This window comes from Mycobacterium sp. SMC-15 (assembly GCF_045310925.1).
In the GTDB taxonomy this organism is placed as follows: domain Bacteria; phylum Actinomycetota; class Actinomycetes; order Mycobacteriales; family Mycobacteriaceae; genus Mycobacterium.
Window position 1 is genome coordinate 459,807 of sequence record NZ_JBJIAJ010000002.1, and the last position, 22,433, is coordinate 482,239.

At 65.5% G+C, this 22,433-nt stretch carries 19 protein-coding genes; 8 read left to right on the forward strand and 11 right to left on the reverse strand.

The genetic code is table 11. The features are described from left to right. Positions 1–3: 3 nt before the first annotated feature. Positions 4–993, forward strand: coding sequence for a TerC/Alx family metal homeostasis membrane protein (locus ACJH71_RS04905; protein WP_406756890.1), 990 nt, complete (start codon positions 4–6; stop codon positions 991–993). On the opposite strand, the gene ACJH71_RS04910 is transcribed toward ACJH71_RS04905, so the two are convergent. Further along, positions 982–1,419: a nitroreductase/quinone reductase family protein gene (locus ACJH71_RS04910; RefSeq protein ID WP_406756891.1), complete on the reverse strand. Its 438-nt coding sequence runs from the start codon at positions 1,417–1,419 to the stop codon at positions 982–984. The two genes, ACJH71_RS04905 and ACJH71_RS04910, sit on opposite strands and share 12 nt — an antisense overlap. A 112-nt stretch (positions 1,420–1,531) precedes the next feature. On the opposite strand from ACJH71_RS04910, the gene ACJH71_RS04915 reads away from it, so the two are divergent. Continuing rightward, the gene (locus tag ACJH71_RS04915; protein ID WP_406756892.1) at positions 1,532–2,221 is read left to right on the forward strand and encodes a TetR/AcrR family transcriptional regulator; all 690 of its coding nucleotides are present in this window, start codon (positions 1,532–1,534) and stop codon (positions 2,219–2,221) included. A 167-nt stretch (positions 2,222–2,388) separates the two neighbouring features. Here the strand turns inward: ACJH71_RS04915 and ACJH71_RS04920 are convergent, their stop codons facing one another. After that, positions 2,389–2,877: an inorganic diphosphatase gene (locus ACJH71_RS04920; protein ID WP_406756893.1), complete on the reverse strand. Its 489-nt coding sequence runs from the start codon at positions 2,875–2,877 to the stop codon at positions 2,389–2,391. Positions 2,878–2,957: 80 nt separating this feature from the next. Between ACJH71_RS04920 and dacB the strand changes: the two genes are divergently transcribed. The 4 genes from dacB to hpt are packed head-to-tail and all read left to right on the forward strand — an operon-like array spanning position 2,958 to position 6,961. Further along, positions 2,958–4,334 carry a D-alanyl-D-alanine carboxypeptidase/D-alanyl-D-alanine-endopeptidase gene (dacB, locus tag ACJH71_RS04925; protein WP_406756894.1) on the forward strand — a complete coding sequence of 459 codons (1,377 nt, stop codon included), beginning with the start codon at positions 2,958–2,960 and terminating at the stop codon, positions 4,332–4,334. After that, entirely contained in the window at positions 4,331–5,365 is a 1,035-nt protein-coding gene (locus tag ACJH71_RS04930) for a zinc-dependent metalloprotease (protein ID WP_406756895.1), read from the forward strand. Before dacB ends, ACJH71_RS04930 begins: the two co-directional genes overlap by 4 nt. Next, positions 5,344–6,306 carry a tRNA lysidine(34) synthetase TilS gene (gene tilS / locus ACJH71_RS04935; RefSeq protein WP_406756896.1) on the forward strand — a complete coding sequence of 321 codons (963 nt, stop codon included), beginning with the start codon at positions 5,344–5,346 and terminating at the stop codon, positions 6,304–6,306. Before ACJH71_RS04930 ends, tilS begins: the two co-directional genes overlap by 22 nt. A 13-nt stretch (positions 6,307–6,319) precedes the next feature. Then, entirely contained in the window at positions 6,320–6,961 is a 642-nt protein-coding gene (gene hpt / locus ACJH71_RS04940) for a hypoxanthine phosphoribosyltransferase (protein ID WP_406756927.1), read from the forward strand. Positions 6,962–6,987: 26 nt separating this feature from the next. On the opposite strand, the gene ACJH71_RS04945 is transcribed toward hpt, so the two are convergent. The 7 genes from ACJH71_RS04945 to ACJH71_RS04975 are packed head-to-tail and all read right to left on the reverse strand — an operon-like array spanning position 6,988 to position 16,128. Further along, on the reverse strand, positions 6,988–7,314 hold the full coding sequence (locus tag ACJH71_RS04945; protein WP_230987272.1) for a heavy metal-associated domain-containing protein: 327 nt from the start codon (positions 7,312–7,314) through the stop codon (positions 6,988–6,990). Positions 7,315–7,349: 35 nt separating this feature from the next. Continuing rightward, positions 7,350–11,444, reverse strand: a complete 4,095-nt coding sequence (locus ACJH71_RS04950; protein WP_406756897.1) for an AMP-binding protein — start codon at positions 11,442–11,444, stop codon at positions 7,350–7,352. Then, entirely contained in the window at positions 11,437–11,682 is a 246-nt protein-coding gene (locus ACJH71_RS04955) for a phosphopantetheine-binding protein (protein ID WP_220694939.1), read from the reverse strand. Before ACJH71_RS04955 ends, ACJH71_RS04950 begins: the two co-directional genes overlap by 8 nt. Continuing rightward, positions 11,675–13,231, reverse strand: a complete 1,557-nt coding sequence (fadD10, locus tag ACJH71_RS04960; RefSeq protein ID WP_406756898.1) for a fatty acid--CoA ligase FadD10 — start codon at positions 13,229–13,231, stop codon at positions 11,675–11,677. The genes ACJH71_RS04955 and fadD10 overlap by 8 nt, the downstream gene beginning before the upstream one ends. Before the next feature lie 23 nt (positions 13,232–13,254). Continuing rightward, entirely contained in the window at positions 13,255–13,806 is a 552-nt protein-coding gene (locus tag ACJH71_RS04965) for an FcoT family thioesterase (RefSeq protein ID WP_406756928.1), read from the reverse strand. After that, positions 13,794–14,663, reverse strand: a complete 870-nt coding sequence (locus ACJH71_RS04970) for a TauD/TfdA dioxygenase family protein (protein ID WP_406756899.1) — start codon at positions 14,661–14,663, stop codon at positions 13,794–13,796. Before ACJH71_RS04970 ends, ACJH71_RS04965 begins: the two co-directional genes overlap by 13 nt. A 19-nt stretch (positions 14,664–14,682) precedes the next feature. Further along, positions 14,683–16,128, reverse strand: a complete 1,446-nt coding sequence (locus ACJH71_RS04975) for a PPE family protein (RefSeq protein ID WP_406756929.1) — start codon at positions 16,126–16,128, stop codon at positions 14,683–14,685. Between the two features lie 159 nt (positions 16,129–16,287). On the opposite strand from ACJH71_RS04975, the gene ACJH71_RS04980 reads away from it, so the two are divergent. Both ACJH71_RS04980 and gjpA read left to right on the forward strand, forming a co-directional pair. Beyond that, positions 16,288–17,100, forward strand: a complete 813-nt coding sequence (locus ACJH71_RS04980; RefSeq protein ID WP_406756900.1) for a class I SAM-dependent methyltransferase — start codon at positions 16,288–16,290, stop codon at positions 17,098–17,100. A 92-nt stretch (positions 17,101–17,192) separates the two neighbouring features. Beyond that, positions 17,193–18,104, forward strand: coding sequence for an outer membrane porin GjpA (gene gjpA, locus ACJH71_RS04985; protein WP_406756901.1), 912 nt, complete (start codon positions 17,193–17,195; stop codon positions 18,102–18,104). Positions 18,105–18,182: 78 nt separating this feature from the next. Here gjpA and ACJH71_RS04990 read toward each other — a convergent pair whose 3' ends face one another. Further along, on the reverse strand, positions 18,183–21,101 hold the full coding sequence (locus ACJH71_RS04990; protein ID WP_406756902.1) for an RND family transporter: 2,919 nt from the start codon (positions 21,099–21,101) through the stop codon (positions 18,183–18,185). Positions 21,102–21,194: 93 nt separating this feature from the next. Further along, a partial coding sequence (locus ACJH71_RS04995; protein ID WP_406756903.1) for an HNH endonuclease signature motif containing protein occupies positions 21,195–22,433 on the reverse strand: 1,239 nt, incomplete at its 5' end.

The window sequence follows — 22,433 nt, forward strand, 5'->3', positions numbered from 1 at the left end:
CCGATGGACCCGTCGCTGTGGGAATGGCTGGTGACATTCGCGGGCCTGGGCGCGGTGCTCGGTTTCGACCTTTTCCTGGTGGCCCGCCGCGTACACGAGCCCACGATGCGCGAGGTCGCGATCCGGCTGTCGTGCTACATCGGGCTGGCGGTGGCATTCGGCGTCTGGGTGTGGCATTTTCACGGCGCAAAGTACGGGATGCAGTTCTACGCGGGCTGGCTGACCGAGTACAGCCTGTCGGTGGACAACCTGTTCGTGTTCGTGATCATCATGAACAGCTTCAACGTGCCCAAGAAGTACCGCCAGGAGGCGCTGTTCGTCGGCATCATCCTTGCGCTGTCGTTCCGGGCGGTGTTCATCGCGCTGGGCGGAGTCGCCGTGCAGCGGCTGTCGTGGACGTTCTATGTTTTCGGCGCATTCATGGCCTACACCGCGATCAAACTCCTGCGCCACGAGGACCCGACCGGTGAGGGTGCGGGCGAGGGCGGCAACAACGCCGTGGTGAGGTTTGCACGCACCCACTTCAACGCCACTGATCGGTGGGCCGGCGTGCGGTTCTTCGTCCGGGACAACGCCGGGGCGTGGGCCGTCACCCCGATGTTTCTGGTCGCGCTCGCGTTGGGCACCACCGATCTGGTGTTCGCGATGGACTCCATCCCGGCCATCTACGGGCTGACTCGCCAGCCCTACCTGGTGTTCACCGCCAACGTGTTCGCCCTGATGGGGCTGCGGCAGTTGTTCTTCATCCTCGGCAAGCTGCTGAGCCGGCTGGTGTATCTGTCGCAGGGGCTGGCGGTGATCCTGGGCTTCATCGGGGTGCGGATGGTGTTGCACGCGCTGCGCACCAACGACGTCTGGTTCATCAACGGGGGCCGCAACTTCAACGTCCCGGAGATTCCGACCCCGGTCAGTCTGGGGGTGGTGGTGGGGGTGTTGCTGCTGACGACGGGTGCGAGCCTGTACCGGACCCGCGGATCGACCTCAGTGGAGTGAGAAGACCGGAATGGACGGCGCCGCGATCCGCAGTTCGTCGTCGCTGGAATCCGGCGTCAGCCCCGCCACGTAACCCTTGACCTGCCAGTACCACCGTTGTAGATACCGCCGCAGCACCGCCGGCTTGTCATCGTCGGCCACCTCGCTGACCCGGGCTGGCCTCGGACGCCACCGCGGCCCGATCTGGATTTCGCCGGCGGCGCGCACATTGCGCACCCACTCGGTGTTGCCGCGCGGCGACACCAGGTAGTCCACCCCGTCGACGGTCAGGAGATTGATCACGACGCCGCGGCGCTTGCCGCTCTTGCGGCCTCGTACGGACAGGGCGCGGGTGCCGGCAATGCTGATCCCTGCCTCGGCCAGCTTGCGGATCAGTGCGTTGGCCAATCGGGCGGCTGCATTGGGTCGGTCGTATCCGGCGGCCATGGGTCGTCCCCCTTAGCGGAAGTTTCGAGAGCACCGCTCTTGTTTATTTGAGGGTGACACACTGGGCGGATCAAAACAAGAGCGGTGCTCTCGGATCTGTCAGACTGGCGCGATGGGCCGACGGCAGGAATCGCGCGAACGTATCGAGGCGCAGATCATCGAGGTCGGGCGGCGGCAACTGCGCACCCACGGCGCGGCCGGGCTGTCACTGCGCGCCGTCGCCCGCGATGTGGGCATGGTGTCCTCGGCGGTCTATCGATACGTGGGCAGTCGCGACGAGTTGATCACCCTGTTGCTGGTCGACGCCTACAACGATCTGGCCGACGCGGTGGCGCGGGTTCGGACGCGGAAGTCGTGGCACGCGGACATCCAGGCCATCGCTCATGCGGTGCGGGACTGGGCATTGGCCAACCAGGCCGGGTGGGCACTGCTGTACGGCAGTCCGGTTCCCGGCTACCACGCGCCTGCCGAGCAGACCGCGGCCCCGGGCACCCGGGTGGTCGGGGCGTTCTTCGAAGCGATCGCGGCGGGCATCGCGGTCGGCGACATTGCTTCCGGCAACAGCGGTGCCGCGCAACCACTATCGGCAGACTTCGAGCAACTACGACAGGAGTTCGGCTTCCCCGGCGGCGATGCCGTCGTCGGCAAATGCTTCCTGCTGTGGGCCGCCCTCGTGGGCGCGGTCAGCCTGGAGGTGTTCGGTGGGTATGGCGAGGACACCCTGTCGGCACCACGGGCGGTGTTCGACGTCCAGCTCGCACTCCTGCTGGACGTACTGGGGCGGCCGCAGCCGCTCGGCTGATGCGACGGTCCCAGCTTCGCCTCTCCTGCGTCGAGGCTTGCTGAACCGCCGGGCTGATGCGACGGTCCCAGCTTCGCCTCTCCTGCGTCGAGGCTTGCTGAACCGCCGGGTTGATGCGACGGTCCCAGCTTCGCCTCTCCTGCGTCGAGGCTCGCTGAACCGCCGGGTCAGTGACCGGAGGTCTTGAACCGCTCGATCGACCGGGTGATCTCGGCCTCGGCTTCGGCACGGTCCACCCAGTCGGCGGCCTTGACGAACTTGCCCGGCTCCAGGTCCTTGTAGTGCACGAAAAAGTGCTTGATCGCGTCCAGCTCATAGGCGGGCACGTCGCTGATGTCCTGAATGTGGTCCCACCGGTGGTCACCGGCCGGAACGCACAGCACCTTGGCGTCGCCGCCGGCTTCGTCGGTCATCTGGAACATCCCGACCGGCCGTGCCTCGACCAGCACACCGGGGAACACCGACTGCGGCAGCAGCACCATCGCGTCCAGCGGGTCGCCGTCCTCGCCGAGGGTGTCCTCGATGAAGCCGTAGTCGGCGGGGTAGCCCATCGGCGTGTACAGGTAGCGGTCGAGCTTGACACGCCCGGTGGCGTGGTCGACCTCGTACTTGTTGCGCTGGCCCTTGGGGATTTCGATGGTCACGTCGAATTGCACCGGGCCAGTCTAGAGCGGCCCGCATTCACGCTCGGACTCCGCCCGTCCGGCACAATTGCGCCTGAGAAGGCAGGAGAGACATGCAACCCACTCGGTGGCGACACAGCAGCGCCCATCTGGGTATCGCGGCAGCGGTACTGGCACTGGCCGCCGCGGTGGTGGTCATCGCGGTGGTTGTGCTCCCGGATGAATCCGGCGCCGGTGCGCGCGTCGTGTCGCCGGCACCGGTGGCGACCGCCAAACCCGGGGTGGTTCCGGTCTCCGACGACGCCCCGGTGCCGGTCGGCAGCGCCCTGGCGGCAGCCATGGCGCCTGCGCTGGCCGACCCGAATCTGGGCCGGCTCACCGGGCGAATCACCGATGCGTTGACCGGCAAGGCGCTGTGGACACAGCAGGAAGATCTGCCGGTGCAGCCGGCGTCGACCAACAAGGTGCTGACCGCCGCCGCCGCCCTGCTGGCGCTGGATTCCGGCGCCCGGGTCACCACCCGCGTGACGGCCGGCGACCAGCCCGGGGTGGTGGTGCTGGTGGGCGGCGGAGATCCCACGCTGTCGACCGCCGAGGTCGGTCAGGACACCTGGTACCGCGAAGCCGCGCGCATCAGTGATCTGGCCGAGCAGGTTCGGCGCAGCGGGGCAAGCGTCTCCGAGGTACAGGTCGACGTGTCGGCGTTCACCGGCCCGACCATGGCCCAGGGTTGGGACGCCGAGGACATCGAAGGCGGCGACATCGCCCCGATCGAGGCGGTGATGGTCGACGGTGGCCGCGTCCAGCCCACCACGGTCGAGTCGCGGCGGTCCCCGACGCCCGCGCTGGACGCCGGGAAGGCGTTGGCCGCGGAGCTGGGCGTCGACCCCGACAAGGTGAGCATTGCGTCCTCGACGGTGACCGGGCGCGAACTGGGGGCGGTCCGATCGGCGCCGCTGGTGGTCCGGCTCGGCGAGATGATGAACGCCTCCGACAACGTGATGGCCGAATCCATCGCCCGGGAGGTGGCCGCGGCGATGGGCCGGCCTCGCTCGTTTGCCGGCGCGGTCGACGCGGTGACCAACCGGCTGGCCACCGCCCACATCGCGGTGAGCGGAGCCGCCCTGCAGGACTCCAGCGGGCTGTCGGTCGACGACCGGCTGTCGGCCCGGACCCTCGATTCGGTGGTGCAGGCGGCTGCCGGGCCTGACCTGCCCGAGCTGCGTCCACTGCTGGACATGCTGCCGGTCGCCGGCGGCAGTGGCACGCTCTCCGAGCGGTTCCTCAACCCCAAGACCGGGCGCGGCGCGGCCGGCTGGCTGCGGGCCAAGACCGGCTCGCTGACCCGCACCAATGCGCTGGCCGGCATTGTCACCGACCGCGATCAGCGGGTGCTGACGTTTGCGTTCATCTCCAACGACGCCGGACCGACCGGGCGGACCGCAATCGACGCGCTGGCCGCGGTCCTGCGAACCTGCGGGTGCGGATGAGCGAGTCCGACGTCGGCAGCGCGGTGGACTTCGAGTTCGCCGCGACGGTCGGTGGCTGGCTGGCACGTCCCGCGCCGCCGATGACCGACTACACGCGCCGTCAGGTCGTCGAGGAACTGCACACCAGCGCTCGCGCGGCAGAACCCCTGGTCCGCGAAGTCACCGGCCTGGGCGACGACGGTCCGGTCCCCGACGCCCGCGTGGTCGACCGGCGGCAGTGGGTCGCCGCCGCCGCCGAATCGATGCGGGTGATGATGGGCGCCTCCGAGCGGCCGGCCGGTTTCCTCACCAGCCGGCTGACCGGGGCGCAGACCGGCGCGGTGTTGGCGTTCGTCTCCTCGGGCATCCTCGGCCAGTACGACCCGTTCTGTGCTGACGGTGGCGCGCTGCTGCTGGTCTACCCCAACGTGGTCGCAGTCGAGCGTCAGCTGCAGGTGACTCCGGCCGACTTCCGGTTGTGGGTGTGCCTGCATGAGGTGACGCACCGCGTGCAATTCAGCGTCAACCCGTGGCTGGCCGGCTACATGTCCGAGGCGCTGGCGGTACTGACCGGCGACAGCAGCCCGGACCTCACCCAGGTGGTGGGCCGGCTGGCCGACTACCTGCGGGGCCGCCATGACGACGCCGAGTCGCCGGGCCCGTCGGGGATCCTGGGCCTGGTGCGGGCGGTGCAGTCCGAGGAACAGCGCACCGCGCTGGACCAGCTGCTGATGCTGGGCACGCTGCTCGAAGGCCACGCCGATCACGTGATGGACGCGGTCGGGCCGCTGGCGGTGCCGTCGGTGGCGACCATCCGGAGCCGCTTCGAGGAACGCCGCCAGCGCAGCCAACCCCCGCTGCAACGGCTGCTGCGGGCGCTGCTGGGCCTGGACGCCAAGCTGAGCCAGTACACCCGCGGCAAGGCCTTCGTCGACGCCGTGGTCGGCCGCGTCGGCATGGACCGGTTCAACGCGGTGTGGTCGAGTCCGCAGACCCTGCCGCTGCCCGCCGAGATCGAAGAGCCCCAGCGGTGGATCGACCGGGTGCTGTAGCCGCGCTGCGGGCCGCGCTGGGGGCGTTCGCCGAGCAGCATCTGCCGCAGGGGGGAGGCTGGGCGGTCGCGTTGTCCGGTGGGCCCGACTCGCTGGCGCTGACCGCGGTCGCCGCCCGGCTGCGGCCGACCACCGCGCTGATCGTCGACCACGGCCTGCAAGCCGATTCGGCGCAGGTGGCCGAGACTGCACGAAGTCAGGCGCTCGAACTGGGATGTGTTGATGCGCGGGTTATTTCGGTTACCGTCGGAGCTCAAGGAGGTCCGGAAGCCGCGGCGCGTACGGCCCGCTACGCCGCGCTGGCCGATGCCCGCGGCGCAGGCCCGGTATTACTGGGACACACGCTCGACGATCAGGCCGAGACCGTGCTGCTCGGGCTCGGCCGCGGTTCGGGCGCCCGGTCGATGGCCGGCATGCGGCCGTACGACCCGCCATGGTGCCGGCCGCTGCTGGGGGTGCGACGAGCAGTGACCGGACAGGCCTGCGCCGAACTGGGGCTGGCGCCCTGGCTCGACCCGCACAACAGCGACCCTCGATTCACCCGGGTGCGGTTGCGCGCCGAAGTGCTGCCCCTGTTGGAGGATGTGCTCGGCGGCGGGGTGGCCGAAGCCCTGGCCCGGACCGCGATCGCGCTGCGGGAGAACACCGAGCTCATTGACGCCTTGGCGGAGCAGGCGCTGCCCGGCGCCACAGCCGGTGCCGGGTTGGACGCTGCGGCCCTGGCGGCCCTGGCGGCTCCGGTACGCCTCGCGGTGATCCGGCGCTGGCTGATCGATGGAGGCGGGCGCGGCCTGACCGACCTGCAGATCCGCGCGGTGGACCGACTGGTCACCGCATGGCGCGGACAGGGTGGGGTGGCGATCGGATCAGACCTGCGGGGACAGCGACTGTTCGCGGTCCGCGGCGACGGATTGCTACGGCTGCGCCGCGAGCCGGTCTGAGCCCCGGACGTGAATTTGTCCGCCGCAGTTGGTTGTCGAACTCCCGCCATGGCACGCTGTGCTGGTGGCTGAGAACTCGCCTGGGGAGGGACCCGAGTTGTATGCGGGTGACATCAAATCGGTATTGCTGAGCGAGGAGCAGATCCGGACCCGCACTGCCGAACTCGGCGCGCAGATCGCGGCCGACTACGCCGAGGGACGTGCCGAGAGCGGCGATCTGCTGCTGATCACCGTGCTCAAGGGCGCGGTGCTGTTCGTCACCGACCTCGCCCGGGCGATTCCGTTGCCCACCCAATTCGAGTTCATGGCGGTCAGTTCTTACGGTTCGTCGACCTCGTCATCGGGTGTGGTGCGCATCCTCAAGGACCTCGACCGCGACATCAGCGATCGCGACGTGTTGATCGTCGAGGACGTCGTCGACTCCGGCCTGACGCTGTCCTGGTTGCTACGCAACCTGGCCACCCGGCGGCCGCGGTCCCTGCGGGTCTGCACCCTGTTGCGCAAACCCGACGCGCTGGGGGCCGGCGTCGACATCTCCTACGTGGGCTTCGACATCCCGAATGACTTTGTGGTCGGCTACGGCCTGGACTACGTCGAGCGGTACCGCGACCTGCCCTACATCGGGACCCTGGACCCGCGGGTCTATCAGAGCTGAGCCCCGCGGGGAGTGGCCAGCCAGGTCTAGTGGGCGACCTGGGCGCGTCGGCCGCGTGACAGGAACCGCGCCAGCCCGGCGATGCGCTTCACCGGACCTCCGGGAATCGCGGCATCCGCAGGGGTGCGGAGCCGTTCGTCCCGCAGCTCGGCGTGGTAGCCGGCATCTTCGATGGCCGCGCACAGGTCGGCGACGGCCACGGTGGGGTCTGCGTCGATCGTGGCGGTCGCAGTCGGAAAGTCCACCGATGCTTGCACCCCAGTGATCGTGTTCAGTTTCAGGGCGATATGCGCCTCGCACATCCGGCACGTCATGCCGGTCACGTCGAGTTGGATCCGTCGAATGTCAGACAAGGCTTCTCCTTCTTCAGGTCCTCTGTGAGTGGTCGTCAGAAAGGGTCGTCCGGTTCCACTCCGCAACCGTGAGCCACCAGCTCGGCCAGCCGCGAAGATGGGGCGGTCACTTCGGTGACCGCATCGACCTGCAGGTCGAAACTGGCGTGGCCGGCGAGGTATTGCGCGTAGGACCGCTCGCCCAGGCGCAACCCCAAGGTGAGCCAGGCGTCGATAACCGCCCACCGGCGTGGGTTGCGTCTGGCCCAGTCGCTGGCGTCCAAGTGCTGCTTCCACTGTTGGACTTCGTACTCGCGGGAACCGAAGTGAGCCAGAAATTTCGAGTACTCGACGGGTGTTCCGCGCAGCGCGGTCACGGTGCGTCCCAGCGGCGCCGACAACATGCCCAGAATCGCCGCCGCTGCCGACCGGTTGCTGGTGACCTCCTCGGTCAGGTGTACGGCGGGATAAGCGCGCAGCGCTGTGCAGGCATCGGCGAGTGCGACCAAAATATCGGCCGACGTCCGCAGCTGGTGGGGCTCGCCCAGCACCCGGGGTAGCCGTACTAGCGAGAAGGCGAGGTGACCTGCGCTGCGCGCGACTATCAGCTCGGCCAGCGCCTTGGACGCCGCGTAGGGGTAGGGCGCGGCACGCGGATCGACAACCTGCGGTGTTGCCGGTTGCGGGCTCACCACCGACGTCGACAAATGCACCAGCCGGGCGCCGTGTGCGGTGCAGGCCGCAACGATGGCCGCTACCGCTTCCACATTGGCCGGCCGCAGCTCGCGATATGGCACCACCACATTGGTATTGCCGATGGCGTTGACCACGGTTCCAGCGTGAGTGGCGCGGATCAGTTCAGGGATCCGTTGCGGGGAAATGTGTTCTACCCGAACACCGTCGACCCCGGGCAGCTCTCGCCAGGGACCAACGTCGGGCAGTGTAGAGGTGGTGGCCAAGACCAGCTCCGAGTCGAATCCGTGGGTGCGCAGCTCGGCCGCAGCTCGGGCAAAGCCGGTGCCCAGGATTCCCGACGCGCCAAACACCACAACGGTGCCGGCGCGCTCGGAGTTCGGGCTTGGTGCTGGGTAGGGCAGCGACGGGGCCAGGTTGGCGAGATCGTCGTCGATCTCGGCGGCGGCGCCTTCGTCCATCCCCATCCCGTCGGAGCTTTCGATCAGCCGGCTGGCGCTGTCGGCGCTGATCACATCCAGCAATGACAGCTGTCGGCCGAGGTAGCTGCGGGTGGCAGGCAGGATGCGGATCAGGTCCAGCGAGCCGACACCCTCGGCCAGCAGCGACGAGTCCGGGCGCAGGTCACGGTCCAGATGCCGACTCCATAACTGAGCCAGGCCGTTTGCTTGGGCCGGCGCTGTGCCGGTGTCGTCGAGTTGGGTCTTGGGCAGACGATCGGAATCGACCTTGCCGCTGGGCTTACGCGGGATCTCCGAGACCGCCGAGATCGCAAATCCGGTGACCCGGGCGGCCCTCAGGACTGCGCGAATTCGTTCTTCGGCCGCGGGGTCGGCGGCTCCCTCACGGGTGAGCAGGCTGGTGAACCAAACTTCAAGACGGGTGTCGTCGGGCTCCATGGCAACATCGCAGATCGCGGGATCCTCGGCGATCAGCCGGATGAGTTCGGCAGTGTCGACGCGCCTGCCGGCAAGCTTCACAACGGCGTCCTTGCGACCCGCAAGTACCGGGAAGCCCGCGCTGTCAAAGCTCACGCGGTCGGCGGTGGCAAACGCGTGCAGTGGCGAACCGTCGACGGCGAGTACGGTGCCAAAGTTGGGGCTGGCGATACCCACGTAGCCCGCAGACACCTGGTCGCCGAGCAAGACCACCTCACCGAATGCGATGAAAACGGTGTTTGGAGCCAAGGGTTTCCCCAGTCGCCGTTGGCAACTGGGCTCGGCCACAGTCTCCTCGTTCAGCGGCAGGCACGTCACCACCACCGTCGCCTCGGTGGGACCGTAGCTTGAAATCAGCGCGACGTCTGAAACACCGCTGGACGCATGCCACCGCTCGACGGCGCGGGGGCGAACTGCCTCTCCGCCGATCACGATTTGGCGCACGCGCGATGCCGCCAAGGCGGCAAGCATGTCGGGTTGGTCGCAGCACAGATTCCAGATGGCCGTAGGCAGGTCAAGGACCGTAGCTCGGTGGCGCGTCAGGTCTGCCCCCAGTTGCGTGAGATCTCCGGTCCGCGTTGCCGCCGAGCGAACCAGCGCGGCACCGGTTTGCGCGGCGCCGAAAATCTCCTCGACACTGATATCTGATGTCAGAGGCGCACATTGCAGGACCGTGTCGTGCTGCCCCCAGCCGTAGGCCTGGTGCGCTCCCCGGCAGAAGACCGCCAGTGCGCCGTGGGTGATCGGGACCAGCTTAGGGCTGCCGGTGGACCCAGAGGTCGGCATGATGTAGGCGATCCGTTCCGCCAAGTGATCGTCTTCGCGGACCTGTTGAAGGCGGTCCCGCACGCGCAGGGGCTGTCCCGGCAGGTCGGTATTGCCGATGTCGATCAATCGTGCTGACAGCCCGCATTCCGATTCGATGGCCGCTGTACGGCTTTCGATTTCGCCGTCGTGCTCGCAGACGCTGTAGCCGCAACCGGCCAGATGGCAGGCGACCAAGAGGTCGATGGTCTTATCGGTCTGATCGTCAGTGAATACCAACACCTCGCCGGGCTCGACGCCCGAACTCGCCAGCCAATCGATCCAAGGGTCGACATACCGACGGCGTTGTCGCCACGCTTCGATGTCGGTGTTCGGGTCCAGAAACCATGCCGATGCGGTCGGCCCTGTCGGGCTGGGTGCGATGTCGGTGGCATGGCAGGTGCCGTCGGAGTGAACATCGAACCACTGGCCCACAAGCATCGCGACCGGTTGATTCCACTGAGCCGGCATCTTCAGCAGCACCCGGGCAGTCAGGGCTGCGACGCCCGTGGTTTGGGGTCGGTCTCTTCGGTGATCGGCATCCCAAATCGACAGCGTCAGGGTGCGGTTCGGATCGTCTTGAATGGCCGCCACGGTCAGGCCTTCGACCGGCCCGATATCGGTGGTAGTCGGCATGCCGTCTAGGAACGGACGCAGCTCGGGTGCACAGGGGTCGGGAAGAAAGTTGAGCGCCAATGCGTCAGTTTCGGGAGTCCGGTTGATCGTCAGATGGATGCGGCGATACAACTCCTCTCGAAACCAGCGCCGCCGCACGGCTTTGACGTATCCGCGGTCCACATTGGCCACGAGATCTCGCACTGATGCGAATGCCGGGAAGCGAACGGACTGGGCAACCGAGTTGACGATGCAGGTGGCCACATCCAGAGCGGGCTCACCGAACCGATTGTCGATGGCGTGCACCACCAGGGCATCGGTACTGCTTCGACCTCCTGCATCGACAGCGACGGCGGCCGCCGTCACCAACACATGCAGCGGCACTTGTGCCCGAGCAGCCAGCGTCGTGATCGCTTCGTAGTCGGGTCCGGTGATCTGGACTGACTCGTGCATAACCCCGCGGTGAGCACTACCTGATGTCGGTGGCGATTGTGGATAGCCGCCGGTGCTTGCCTCACCTGCCACCTCCCGCTGCACCGATTCGGTCAACCGCTGCTGTGCGGCGTCAACGTGTTCGGCTTCGCGGCGGTGGGCTTCGGCCAGGCGCTCGAGGCCGGCGGCCATGTCGGGCGACTCGGAGCTTGAGTCCGACAGGTTGCGACCAAGGTCGGCTTCGATCAGACCGGTCGCACCACCGTCGAGCAGCAGATGATGTGCGTACATATCCAGACCCACGACGTCGCCGCTCGAGTTGACCTCCATGGTGTAGCGCACCAGGGGGCGGGACAGAATTCCCGAGTTCCATTCCCGCACCAGTGGTTCCGTGCCGTCATGGGACATTCGCATGAGATCGTCCGCCCGCAGCCGCGGAACCAGGTGAGGATACTGCGCTTCGGCCTGTTCGAGAACACACAATTGCACCGGGTTGCGTTGGACAGCGGCTGCCAATGCGAGCCGGAATCGGGGAAGCGATATGGGGAACAAGCGATACCGGCGGCCGATCAGATACAGCGAAGGATCGACATCCTGCAGCACGCCCCGGTAGATGTTCTGTTGGGAGATGGAAAGCGGGATGGTCACCGGGGGATGCGAATCAGGCATGTGAACCGGGATCTCCCAGTTCTGCAGCCCAGCCTGCGATCGACAGGTCACGCGCCAAGCGTGCCGGCAGTTCAGACTCGCGGTCCACTCCGAGGCGCTTCATCAACAAGACGAATCGAACCGAGTCCAGGCCCAGATCGCGAAGGTCGGTGTCATCGCCGTCGAAGAGGTCGTCTTCGTCGATGTACAGCACATCGCAGACCACAGCGAGGATCCGCTGCCGAACACTCTCAACCATGTGCGCGAGCGCCGATCGCCGCGGCCAGCGACGTGCGCATGACCTTTCCGGACTGGGTTCGGGGAATGCTGCCGACTAAGACGATCCGTGACGGGCGGGCGGCGGATTCCACTTCGCTGCGGTAGCGGGCGGCGATTGCCTGCTTGAGGCGTCGCCCAGCGGCCTCGTTCAACTCTTCCGACGCGATCACCGCCAGGCCGACGAGAGCTCCGAACTCTGGGTCTGGGATCTCGTAGCACGCTGCCTCGCGGACCCCCGGGACGGATTCTGCGACGCGGTCAACCTCGTCGGGGGCGACATTGACTCCGCCGCAGATGATCATCTCCGAGGCCCGCCCCCGGATGTAGAAGTAGCCGTCGCTGCCTTCGTCGAGCAGGTCGCCGGTGTTCACCCACCCATCGCGCAGCACCTCGTGGGTCCGGTCTGGATTGCTCCAGTACCCCAGCATGTTTGCCGGCGATTTGATCCACAGAGTGCCCGATGCGGCCGGCGGACCGGCCGGCCCGCTACCGTCGCCGTCGAGGTGAACTTGCACCCCTGGATAGGGTCGACCGACCGCCCCTGCCTCGATGGCGGCGATCGATCCCGGTGCGGTGGGCAGACATAGTGCGGTGCAGCCGGTTTCGCTCAATCCGTAGACCTGTGCGGTCCGTATACCGGCGTTCTCGACGAACTGCACGTCGGATGCGATAGCTCGGGATCCGCCGTAACCGAGAAAACGCAGCGAAGGCGGCACGGGTGTGCCGGTTGCATTCAGCTCGGCGACCAGACGTGAGAGCAGTGTCGGGACAAGGCAGACCGTAGCGACCTCATTGGTCGCGAGTATCTCCAGCAGCGACGCTCCGTCTTCGCCGCCGGTGACGCACGTACCACCTTGCATCAGGCAGTTCAGAATCCACCACAGGCCACCGATGTGCGTGGCCGGCAGCGGCGAGTACGCGACTTCGCCTATCACCCAATCGATCCACGTCAAGCCCGTCGCCCGCAGAATATCGGCGACCGCATAGAAGGTTCGATTGGCCAGCAACACAGCCTTCGGTTCGCCGGTCGTACCGCTGGTGAAGATCATCGCCAGCGGGTGATCGGCAACGTCGTTCGGCCTGGGGTGCGCACCGACAGCGGCCAATGTGGGGCTGCGTTCGGCAACCGACATCGTCGGTACCGCGGCGAGGGACTCCGGCGGGTCCGACAGGGACAGTCGAGCACCCTCGGTACTCAGAATTGCGGCGGGTTGGGTGAGTTCGGCGAACCGTTCGACGGTGGACATGGGCAGATTGCCGTCCGCCAGAACAGCAATGGCGCCCAGTCGGGCGCAGGCAAGCACCGCCAGGTATGTCTGTGGCCCGTTGTCGGAAATGATAAGTACGCGAGAACCCAGTGATACCCCACTCGCCTGCAGTACTGAAGACAGGCGCTCCCACTCGGCAGCCAATTCGCCGTAACGAAACAGACTGCCTCCATCGCAACGGCGTAACGCGATGGCATCGGGGCGCTGGCGCACATGTTCGAGAATGCGGTCCAGTACGGACGTGGGGGCCGGTCCCGTCATATCTGCGTGCCTCTTCTGGGTTGTCAACCGGGGATGTTCAGAGCGGCGAGTTCGAACTCGCCGAACGCCGAGCCGCCGTGTTCGTCCCAGAACTCGATGGCGCAGGGCACGCGCAGATACCGCACCGTGCGTTGCACGATCTCGAAGTTTCGGCATTCCAGCCGGGCACTGAACTTGTTGGCATCGATCGGCCTTTTGAACCGCGAAGACGATCTTCTGATGAACATGCTGGAGAGCTGGTGCTTGCAATAGTCCTCGAGCCCCCAGCCGCGGAAGGCCGGGATGATGCCATCGCCGATGGCCGGCGCAAAAGCGCTGTAAGCGAGCTGATTGAAGCACAGCACCAACTCGACCGCGTTGAAATGCCCAGTACTACGAATATAGGCGGACTCGGCGATCGCAAAGTTGCCTTGAGCCAGAACAGAATCAGTGCCGGCTTGCGACACCGCATCGACCAGATATCGGCAACCCTTGTAGGTATACGGCTCCAGTACGGTGGCTAACACGTCCTCGTCGATCGGTGTTGCATCACTTAGCGCTGGAGGAGGTGAAGCGATGGCGCTCACGCTGCGTATCCCGGGGTCTGGTGGCCGTCGAGCATGGTCAGTCGATACGTGGTCAGCGTTCCTTCGGAGCTGCCGTGCTTGGCGCGATGCATAAGAACTCGGTTGTCCCACAAGATGATATCTCCGACCTCGTAGTGCTGGGTGTGGATAAAGGGATGCGTGAAATCCGGATCAAGTTGCCCGGTCGACTCCATGAGCTGTTGCAGGATCTGTGGGGCGAGCTCCCGACCATCCTGGCCTTCGATTCGAGTGGTCCCCGAGGCGCAGATATACAGGATCTCCTCCCCGGTCTTCGGATGCCGGATCACGGTCGGCCATTTGATGGGCGGTGTGGTCCGGGTGATTTCGTCCCACACTTCCCCGATCGGCCGGTATATGTCATCGGGGCGGATCTTGATGTGCCGCCGGGGATCATGAGTGCTCAACGTCCCTCGGGCGGCGTCCTGTAGCGCGGCGGGAACCGAGGCCCAGGCCTGGTTGAGGTCGATGAAGTAGGTTCCCCGGTCAGGCCCGGGAACGGTCAGGGGCAACACCATCGAGAACGCGAACGGCTCGGGCATGAACATGTAATCGATGTGCCAGAACGCGCCGGTTCGCGGAACGCCCTGGTGTTCCTCGGTGGAGGATACGAAGATCTCCGGAAACTCGTGATGGTGGTACATGGATTCGTAATACGGCACGATGTCGCCGACTATCCTGCCCAGCTGCAGGTACTGCTCCGGCGAGGGGTGGACGCCCTTGAGGATGACGAGCTTGTTGGCGTAAACGATTTCGCGAATCTCTTCGCGGGTGATGGTGCTCAGATCGTTGGGGTCGACCCCGGTGATCTGCGCTCCAAGGCCGGCGCCGGTGACGGTCAGCGTCATCCGATGTTGCTTTCCGTGCTCATTTATCTTTTCCTTCATTCATCGGTTGGGTCAATTGCTCTACCTGTTCGGAGGCGCGCCAACTGGCGGGCAACATCGGTACTCGCCGGATTTCGTCGGCATGGCCCGCGAGTCCAGCAGCGCGGGTGGAGGCGACCACTGCTGCGATGGCCTCGGGTCTTTCGGCGCGGACAGCATCGGAGTCCGCGCCCATGGCAGCGTCGTTGCCCGTGTGGAGGAACTCATAACGGTTGCCGTGCATGCGAACCCGGCCTCGGCTACGTCGGCTGCGTTGTCTGCGGGCATCGGCGGCGACGACCCGCTGCGAGGCCGCGCGGTCCGAAGCCGCAGCGCTGTTGGACGCAGCCATGTTGTCTTTCGGGCCGGTCTCGACGCCGGGTGGCCCCCAGCCGGAGACGGCATAGGGGATCAGCGCGGCAACGCCGTCGGCGCTCGCGATGATGGGTGTGCTCGGTCCCGGAGAACTGGCCGCGCCGCCCACGCCAGTGGAGGAGCCGGCCGCAGCGGGCGGCGCCACAATCGCCGCAGCGGGGATGTCCACGCTTGCTTCACCGATCAACGCAGCAACGATGTCCGGTCCTTGATCGGCCGGGATTTGTTGGCCGTAAAGCAGTGGCAGCAACTTCAAGGCGCTCAACCCGCTGAGCGCAGGAGCGAAGAACGGCAACAGCAACAGGCCGTATGACGCGTAGTAGGGGTACCACAACACGTCGTAGGCGATCAATGCGACCACCGCCAGGAAGGCAGCGACCGCCGGGTTGAAACCGAGGCCCTGGAAGAACTCCTCGAAGATGCGCGACAGTTCTTCGACATTTCCGGCGTTGTTGAGAAGGTCGGTGATGAGTCGTGAAAGTTCCTGCAGCCAGTTGCCGTCTCCAACGCTTTCTGGGGAGGTTGCCTCGGCGGGGGAGACGATGGGCGGCGCGGGGAGGAGCTGCGGGGTCGCGGCGACTGCCGCAGTGGCGGTGCCCTGATACACGGACATGGTCTCGGCAGCCTGCACCCACATCCGCGTGTAGTCGGCCTCGTTGGTGGCAATCGGAACAGTGTTCACACCGAAGAAGTTTGTGGCGAGTAGCACCGCGTGGACAGCGTGGTTGGCGGCCAGTTCTTCGAGGCTGGGCATCGAGGCCACTGCGGCGCCGTATGCGGCAGCGGCCGTTTGGTGTTGTGCGGCGGTCGTGGCACTGTCGGCGGATGCGTGCTCCAACCAGGTGAGGTACGGCGCGTGCGCGGACAGATACGCCGTTGCGCTGGGGCCCTGCCAGTGGCCGGTCTGTACTGCGGCCAGTACGTGGGTCAATTCGGTGGCGGTGTCGTCGTACATGACACTGAGCTGCTGCCATTGTGCGGCTGCCGCCAGCAGAGGTCCTGGCCCTGGGCCAGTGGCGAGCATGGCGGAATGTGTCTCGGGAGGCATTGCCATCCAGATCGGGGCGGTCAGGATGGCACCTCCTGTGATGTCGTGGATTGCGCGGAACGCAAGGCGCGGGCCAATTCCCGCCAACGAGGTGGTCGGAGAGGGGAATCAAAAAGTTCCGTTCGATCGCGGTTAGATTTCTCGCAGCGACTCTCGGGGGCCCGGCGGGTACGGTCTGAAGGCGTGCCAGTCATTGACGCTCGTCATCTCGATGGGATATCGGAGACCGCGTTACTCACGTTGTATCAGCGGGCGGCCGAGGCGAAGCGGCCCGACGGGCTGATCGTTGACCCGATGGCGATCGAGTTGCTCAACAGCCTTGATTACGATTACGCCGACTTCGGCAGGACACACCAGGCCACCGCGATGCGGGCGTTGGCGTTCGACCAGGCCACGCGGGAGTACTTGGCGGTGCATCCGCGCGCGACGGTCGTCGCCCTTGCAGAGGGATTGCAGACCAGCTTCTGGCGGGTCGATAACGGCGAGTTGAGTTGGCTTTCGGTGGATTTAGAACCCATCATTCGACTTCGTCAGCGGCTACTGCCGGTATCAGATCGGCTGCGGTACTGTGCCCAGTCGGCGCTTGACTACTCGTGGATGGATGAGGTCGGCGGTTGCGCTGAGGTGTTGATCACAGCAGAAGGGCTATTGCAGTACTTGGACCGCGAGGCGGTGTTCGAGCTGCTCGCCGCCTGCGCCGGGAGGTTTCCCGGCGGGCGGATGATCTTCGACAGTGTCCCGCGGTTGTTGAGTGCCTACTCGCGCTCGCGCCGTGGCTTCAAGCTCAGTGACAACTACACGGCGCCACCAATGCCGTTCTGGTTCACTGCGCACGACTACGACGAACTGCGTGCGGTGCCCGGGGTCAGGGCCGTCTCTGAACTCGGCATGCCGCGTGGACGAGGCAAGGTGCTTGGAGCGGTGGTCCCGCTGATCTACGGTATGCGTGGTCTGGCGAGGTTTCGTGCGCCAACCACCCTGGTCGAGTTTGGCTGACGAGAAGTCAGACCTGACAGCAAGATTGAAAAAAATTCAGAATCTCTTCTCCGCTCAGGAACTTATCCTGCCTCCGGCTCGACAAACTAGGCATGAAATCGTCTCATCACGCTCACGACCCCGCATCGCAACTCGGCATCGGTGGCCTTATGGCCGGGGGGACCGCACTGGCCCTTACCGGAATAATCGCAGTAAGCCCGGTGGCGCCGGCGCTCGGTGGGGCCGTGCCGCCGTCCGTGCAACTGACCGCGTCACTCGACCTGTTCGGGCCATGGGCCGACGTTTTCAACACCACGCTGGCCAACGCCACCGACGTCTTCGACGCAATCAAGGAAGCTGACTTCGGTTTCCCCGGCTCGCTGCAAGAGGCTTTGGCCGCAACAACGTTCATCGGCGTCGACGTGGCAACGCCCGAGGGCTCAGACTTGGCGGCTCAAACTCTGGACTGGAGTCATCTCTGGGGCCTGCAGTATCTGGCCGGGATGGACATGGGTATGGGTGTCGTGCCGGTAGACGCTGCCGAGCCCGCGGCCACAATTCTGACGCTCTTGTCGTCACCGTTGAGCGGCGTCCTGATGGGGCTGATCGGACCGCTGGTGAGCCCCGGGGTAGAGCTGATCAACAGCATCGGGTCGATCGTCGACAGTATCGGCGATGGCGACTTTGAGGCTGCGCTGCAAGGGCTTCTGGCCGCTCCAGCCAACGTTGTCGGTGCGTTCTTCAACGGCGCCACCTTGAACCTTGATGCCTTGGTTCCGTTGCTGAATGATGCTTTGCAAGTTCCGGAAGGCAATGCGGTCCTCGGTGCCAGCTTCGATTTCGGCGGTCTTTTCACGCCCGGGGTAACAGATTCCGGCAGCATCGGTGGTTCGATCTACAACTCGCTCGGTCTCGACCTGCAGATGGTAGGGATGGGCATGCCGTACTCGGCCCCGGGTGAGGGTATTGGTCTCATCGCGTCGTTGGTCAACCTCTTGGATATGTTTGTGGCCGGGACGGACTGACGCCGAACTGCAGTGCGCTGAGGGAAGCGGGCGCTCGGACTCTCGTCGGGGCGTCCGCTTCGTCGCAACCGATGGTGGTCAGCTCCCGATCGATACCGTCGGTCTTGAGTGGTCTTCCAGGTCAACCAATTTCGCAACCAGCGAGCGATCTGGGGTTGGACGTGTCCGAACCGCCTGCGGCCACCAGAACCACTTGCCCAGCAGCGCGGCGATCGATGGCGTGACAAACGAGCGAATAACCAAAGTGTCGAACAGCAGCCCGAGTGCGATAGTGGTGCCGATCTGTGCCACCACCATCAGAGCACTGACCGCCATCGACAGCATCGTCAAGGCGAACACCACTCCGGCCGAGGTCACCACCGAACCTGTGCCGCCCATCGCTCGAATGATTCCGGTGTTCAGCCCGGCGTTGATCTCTTCTTTGAACCTGGCGACCAGCAGCAGGTTGTAGTCCGAGCCAACAGCCAGCAGGATGATCAGCGACATCGCCATCACCATAAAGTGCAGCTCCAAACCGATGATGTGCTGCCACAACAAGATCGACAAGCCAAACGACGCCCCCAGCGACGCCAGCACGGTGCCGACGATCACTGCGGCGGCGATCACGCTGCGGGTAATGATCAACATGATGATGAAGATCAGGCACAGCGCGGCTATACCGACTGCCAAGAGGTCGTAGTTGTTGCCCACCTGCATGTCCTTGAACACCGACGCCGTACCGCCGACGTAGACCTTCGAACCTTCCAGCGGAGTGCCTTTGATGGCCTCCTTGGCGGCGTGCTTGATGCCGTCGACGTGTGTGATCCCTTCGGGGGTTAGGGGATCGCCGTCGTGCGTGACGATGAACCGAACGGCGTGGCCGTCCGGTGACAGAAACACCTTCAAGCCGCGTTTGAAGTCCTGGTTGCCGAAGACCTCAGGTGGCAGATAGAACGTGTCGTCGTTCTTCGAGTCGTTGAACGCCGTGCCCATTGCGGACTGGTTGTCCAGCATCGCCGCGGTCTGATCCAGCAGGCCGCTCTGGGCCGAATACATGGTGAGCATCGCCGTCTGCGCCGACGTCAGTGACTGGATCTGTGCGGGCAGTTGCCGGAGCAGCTGTGGCATCAGGGCGTCGAGTCGATCGAGGTCGGGCAGCACCTGGTCGATGTCGCCGCTCAGTACATCGGTGCCGTCGAGGGCATCGAAGACCGATCGCAGGGCCCAGCAGGTCGGGATGTCATAACAATGCGGATCCCAGTACAGGTAGCTGCGCAGCGGTCGCAGGAAGTCATCGAAGTCAGCCAGATGATTCCGCAATTCCGAAGTGTCAGAGGCTAGCCGATGTGTCTTGCCGACCATGCTGTGGGTGGTGGCGGCCATCTCGGTCATCAACAGCTGCATCTGCTCCATGGCGTCGATGCCGCGCTGCAGATCTTCGGCACTGGCGCGGAGTTCCTTCATGCGGTCCTGCAGGTATCCCTGATTGAGTACCTGCACGGTGCCCTGCAGGCTGAGCTGAGCCGGCAGCGTGCTGAACGTCAATGGCGTCCCATCCGGGCGGGTGATCGTCTGGACCCGGCTGATCCCAGGTTGGTGCACGACCCGCTTGGCGATCTTGTCGATCACCAAGAAGTCTGCCGGATTGCGCAGATCCCGATCGGTCTCCACCAGCAAGACCTCGGGATTCATCCGCGCCGTGGAGAAGTGTTGTTCGGCTGCGGCATAGCCGGCGGTGGAAGGCAGATCCGAAGGAAGGTAGCGGCGTTCGTTGTAGCTGGTGCGATAGCCAGGCAGCGTCAGCAGCCCGATCAGGGTCAGCAAAGTACTGGCCACCAACACCGGAGCCGGCCATCGGACGATGACCGCACCGAGTTTGCGCCAGCCGCGGATTCGCATGGCGCGCTTGGGTTCCAGGAGTCCTCGACGGCTGGCCACGGTGATGATCGCTGGGCCGAGCGTCAGCGCCACCAGCGTGGCGACGACCATTCCGGCGGCCAGCGGAATGCCGAGCGTCTGAAAGTAGGGGAGCCGGGTGAAGTGCAGACAGAACGTGGCACCTGCGATCGTCGAGCCCGACGCCAGGATCACGTGCGCCGTTCCGTCGAACATTGAGTGGTAGGCGGTTTCGCGGTCTTGACCGGCTGCCCTGGCTTCCTGATAACGGCCGACCAGAACGATCGCGTAGTCGGTCGCGGCGGCGATAGCCAAGGTGACCAGCAGGTTGGTTGCGAAGGTGGTCAGACCGATGAGATGGAAGTAGGCGAGCCAGGCCACCACGCCGCGCGCCGCTGCGAGGGCGAGAAACACCAATGCCAAGACAATCAAACCGGTGCTTATCGACCGGTACACCAACAGAATCATCGCAGTGATGACCAAGAACGTAAGACCCACGATGACTTGCGCGCTGTGGTCACCGGCTACCTGCTCGTCGGCGGCCAGAGCCGCGGGGCCGGTGACATGGGTGCGCGTTCCCGGAGGGGCTTCGACCTCGGCGACGATTCTGCGGACCGCCTCAAGCGACTCGTTCGCCAGTGTCTCGCCCTGATTTCCGGCCAGGTAGACCTGCACGTAGGCCGCTCGGCCGTCGTTGCTCTGCGCTCCGGCTGCAGTCAGCGGATCTGCCCAGAAATCCTGCACATGTTCGACATGAGCGGTATCGGCGTTGAGCCGGCTAACCAGTGCGTCGTAGTAGCGGTGCGCACCGTCGCCGAGTGGTTGCTGGCCCTCGAGGAGGATCATCGCCGAGCTGTCGGAGGTGTATTCGCCGAAGACCTGGCCGACGCGCTTGATCGCGGTTACCGATGGTGCAAAGTCTGGGCTCATGGGCACCGAGCGCATCTGGCCGACGATCTCGAGCGGCGGCACCGCGGTGCTGAGGACGACGACGACTGCGAGCCATCCGAGGATGATCGGGACGGCGAGCCGCCGAATCCAGGTGGCGACGGCGGAGTGTTCTGCCCGTGGTAGCGGCGCCGGTGCAGGAGAGGTGATCTCAGGACCAGCAGCGGCTGTCATAGATGGCGCAAGCGTTGGGACAAGTCATCGCCCAATGAGTCGGACGAGGCACGTGGAAAGTTCCCACGCTCGCAGCTCGAACCCACGGGGCCGTTAGAAGGGCGGTGGCTCGTCGGGGTCGATGCCGGGGGCTACTTTCGGGAACCAGATGGCGTCGAGTGCGGCGCGTCGGGCTTGGCGGGCCTTGTGGTTCTGGTTGCGTTCGGTGGCGATGCGGGCCGCGCGGTTCTGAGCCCGGGTGCGCCGGCGGCGGGGCATCATCGCGGTGCGATCCCCACAGCGCTCATCATCGCGTCGCAGCGGTGCCGGCAGCTCCCCGGTAGGTGCACACAAGTACGGGAACAACAGGGCACTGCCCGGGGTGGTGACATAGGTCTGCCCCGACGGCGAAGTCAAAATCACCGTCCCATCGGGCAACTGCTGATCCCGCCACCCCCAAAACGTCTTCACCAAATGATGCGTACGGCAATAACATTTGAGATTCGACGCATGCGTAGAACCACCGTCACCGTAGGCAACCGTATGGTCCAGATCGCACTCTGCCGCCGCACGATCACACCCCGGCCAGCGGCACGTCATGTCCCGACACCGCACAAAATCCGCCAACGCCCTCGAAGGCACATACCCCGACTCCGGCGGAGCATCGCCGGGATGCACCAACGACACCAACCGGGCCGATCGAGCCAGCTCGGCGATCAACTCCGGCGGGATCAATCCGTCAGAGCCGACTAACGAGCCCGGCGCATCACCAGTCCCCTCGACGGTGGCCCGCTCGGCCATCACATAAATCACCACCGGCGAGGCCGCCGCACGCCCCCCGGCGGCGCAATCCGGGCGCCCGCAGCGGCACCCCAGCCGATCCGCCCGCGCCGCCAACGCCCCCATCGCATCGGCACGGCGCTGCGCACGACTGCGCGGATCGTGTTCGCACACCGTGGCCGCCAACCCATCCAGCGCCTTGTCCAGGGCACGGGCATCAGGGGTGAACACGCTGCCGTAAACCTCCGAGAGCCCGCCCTCTTGATCCGCAAACCCGATCTTGCGCTCCACCTGGCGCTCCTTGCGGCGCCGCACCGCATCAGCGTCGGCCTTGGCCACGATCTTGTCGACCTTGCCGGCCAACCGACTCCGGGTCAGGGACGGCCAACGCACCACCTGCGCCGCCAACTGCCCATCGACCAGCGCCAACACCTCACGATCAGCAATCAGATCCGTGCGATACACCAGCGTCTGAAACAACCGCATATCGATATCGCCGGCCTTGAACACCTCAGCCACCTGCGGCAACTGCTCCCGCATCGCCCGCGCATACCGCAACCGGCTCGCCGCCAA

Bases quoted from the DNA above. Each gene is read 5' to 3' on its own strand.
- ACJH71_RS04905 (WP_406756890.1), top strand. From the start codon at position 4: ATGGACCCGTCGCTGTGGGAATGGCTGGTGACATTCGCGGGCCTGGGC.
- ACJH71_RS04910 (WP_406756891.1), bottom strand. From the start codon at position 1,419: ATGGCCGCCGGATACGACCGACCCAATGCAGCCGCCCGATTGGCCAAC.
- ACJH71_RS04915 (WP_406756892.1), top strand. From the start codon at position 1,532: ATGGGCCGACGGCAGGAATCGCGCGAACGTATCGAGGCGCAGATCATC.
- dacB (WP_406756894.1), top strand. From the start codon at position 2,958: ATGCAACCCACTCGGTGGCGACACAGCAGCGCCCATCTGGGTATCGCG.
- ACJH71_RS04930 (WP_406756895.1), top strand. From the start codon at position 4,331: ATGAGCGAGTCCGACGTCGGCAGCGCGGTGGACTTCGAGTTCGCCGCG.
- ACJH71_RS04950 (WP_406756897.1), bottom strand. From the start codon at position 11,444: ATGCCTGATTCGCATCCCCCGGTGACCATCCCGCTTTCCATCTCCCAA.
- ACJH71_RS04955 (WP_220694939.1), bottom strand. From the start codon at position 11,682: ATGGTTGAGAGTGTTCGGCAGCGGATCCTCGCTGTGGTCTGCGATGTG.
- fadD10 (WP_406756898.1), bottom strand. From the start codon at position 13,231: ATGACGGGACCGGCCCCCACGTCCGTACTGGACCGCATTCTCGAACAT.
- ACJH71_RS04970 (WP_406756899.1), bottom strand. From the start codon at position 14,663: ATGACGCTGACCGTCACCGGCGCCGGCCTTGGAGCGCAGATCACCGGG.
- gjpA (WP_406756901.1), top strand. From the start codon at position 17,193: ATGAAATCGTCTCATCACGCTCACGACCCCGCATCGCAACTCGGCATC.
- ACJH71_RS04990 (WP_406756902.1), bottom strand. From the start codon at position 21,101: ATGACAGCCGCTGCTGGTCCTGAGATCACCTCTCCTGCACCGGCGCCG.